A 1,859-nucleotide genomic window follows, 5' to 3' on the forward strand; every position below is an offset into this window, starting at 1 on the left:
GTCGAGGCGCCGGAGGGACGACTCGGTCCCGGGCGCCTCGGTCACGGGTGGTTTTCGGTCACGTCCGTCGCCTACCGACCGCCGCCCCCCAAACGCACCCGGCCGCCCTCGTTGGTCGGGAGGTTTTCCGTGCCCGCACGGAACCTCCGACCAACCGGCCGAGGGTCGAGGAGTCAGGGCAGGGCGGTGTGGGGCGGCGGGTGCGGACGGCCGCGCCAGGTCGGTCAGGACCTGGTCGGTCAGGTCCCACCGATGCAGCGGTCGGTGTCGACTGGCCGTATGTGAGCTCGCGGGTCGGGTCCAGGTCCTGCCGCCCGGCAGGAGGAAGCTCTCCAGCATCACCCCGACGATGCCCCGCTGCCCGGCCACAAGCTGGCGGCCACGTCGGCGCCACCACGGCTGGTTGCGGTGGTCCTTGCCGCTGTTGCGTGGCTGGATCGATGACCGCCGCTCGGCAGGCCGGCCGCTCGCAGCAGCTCCAGAGCTCCCGCCACCGACTCCCTCGTCGTATTCGGCCGGCCGCCGCCGCCGCGCAACACCAGGTGGCCGTCCGCGTTGCCCCGAGTGTGCATGATCGCCGGGTGCCGGAGACGTCGATGCCGGGGAAGACATGCGGCACGCCGGCCGCGCGGATGGCGTCCACCGCCGTCGAGACGCTGCCGTCGGGGCGGTTCTTCATGCCGATCGGCATGGACCCGGAGCGAGCTGCCGGTGCACCTGGCTCTCCACCGTGCGGCGCCGATCGCGCCCCACGCCACCGTGTCCGCGATGTACTGCGGGGAGATCGGGTCCAGGAAGCTACGTCCCCCACCGAGGAGTCCCAGCCGCAGCACGTCGCCGCACGAGCAGCATACGGGCTTGCGCAGGCCGTGTTCACGTCGCCGGAGCCGTCCAGCCCGGGGTCGTTGATAAGCCCCTTCCAGCCCACCGTCGAGCGTGGCTTCTCGAAGTAGAGCGCATCACGACGAGCAGGTCGTCGCGAGCCGATCGGCGACCTCGCCGAAGCCGGTGGGCGTAGTCGAGAGCGGCGGCCGGGTCGTGCACCGAGCACGGGCCGACCACGACCAGCAGGCGGTCGTCGGTGCGGTCGAGCACCCGCCCGACCGCGCGCCGGCCGGTGAGCACGGCCGAGGAGAGTTTCGTCGTCCAGGGGCAGATTTCGTGGTGCAGCATCGCCGGGGTGGTCAGCGGTACAACGCGGTCGATCCGCTGATCGCTGACCCGGTCCGTCTCCGGGGTCGTCACGGTGGCATCCTTCCGCCGACCGTGCCCGGGGCCGGCGCCCGGGACGAGCCGCTGCTCGTACGCAAAAGGGCAGGAACGAAGCTCCTGCCCGGCCGGCTCGATGCGGTGACGTCATTCACGATGAGGTCACCGGCTGGTCGAGCCGGCTGCCTAAACCATCGATACGACGCGTCACGCCGACTAGCGTACCCGATCCTACGGCGGCGGCTCACCCCGTCCGGAAAGCCTCGCCGCACGTTCCACCTGCAGCGATGAAACGGACGGTAGTTTCGGCCTCACACTCGTCGTGCCCCCCGGAGGTTCCCCCGATGGATCGTCGTACTCTCCTGCGCGCCAGCTTCGTCGGCGGCGCCGCTGCCTTCTCCGGCAGCCTCTGGTCGGCGCCGCGACCGCGGCGCCGGCCCAACCCGGCACCAGCCCGTACGGACCGCTCCAGCCGGCCGACGCCCAGGGCATCCAGCTACCCGCCGGCTTCACCAGCCGATCGTCCGCCCGGTCTCGGCAGACCGTCGCCGCACGTCCTACCTGGCACTACGCGCCCGACGGCGGGGCCTTCTTCGCCGCCGGTGCCGGCTGGAGCTACGTCTCGACTCCGAGATCAATCCCGGTGGCGG

At 71.8% G+C, this 1,859-nt stretch carries 2 protein-coding genes and 1 pseudogene; 1 reads left to right on the forward strand and 2 read right to left on the reverse strand.

Annotated elements, in window-relative coordinates; translation table 11 throughout:
- Positions 1–58 precede the first annotated feature (58 nt).
- Together QTQ03_RS30525 and QTQ03_RS30530 are read right to left on the reverse strand one after the other, a co-directional pair.
- Entirely contained in the window at positions 59–928 is an 870-nt protein-coding gene (locus QTQ03_RS30525) for a hypothetical protein (protein ID WP_353890667.1), read from the reverse strand.
- On the reverse strand, positions 874–1,245 hold the full coding sequence (locus QTQ03_RS30530) for a hypothetical protein (protein WP_353890668.1): 372 nt from the start codon (positions 1,243–1,245) through the stop codon (positions 874–876). Before QTQ03_RS30530 ends, QTQ03_RS30525 begins: the two co-directional genes overlap by 55 nt.
- 308 nt (positions 1,246–1,553) lie before the next feature.
- Between QTQ03_RS30530 and QTQ03_RS30075 the strand changes: the two are divergent.
- Positions 1,554–1,859: pseudogene (locus QTQ03_RS30075) on the forward strand (translocation protein TolB); the annotation flags it as partial.

It is taken from the genome of Micromonospora sp. WMMA1363, assembly GCF_030345795.1.
Lineage (GTDB): Bacteria > Actinomycetota > Actinomycetes > Mycobacteriales > Micromonosporaceae > Micromonospora.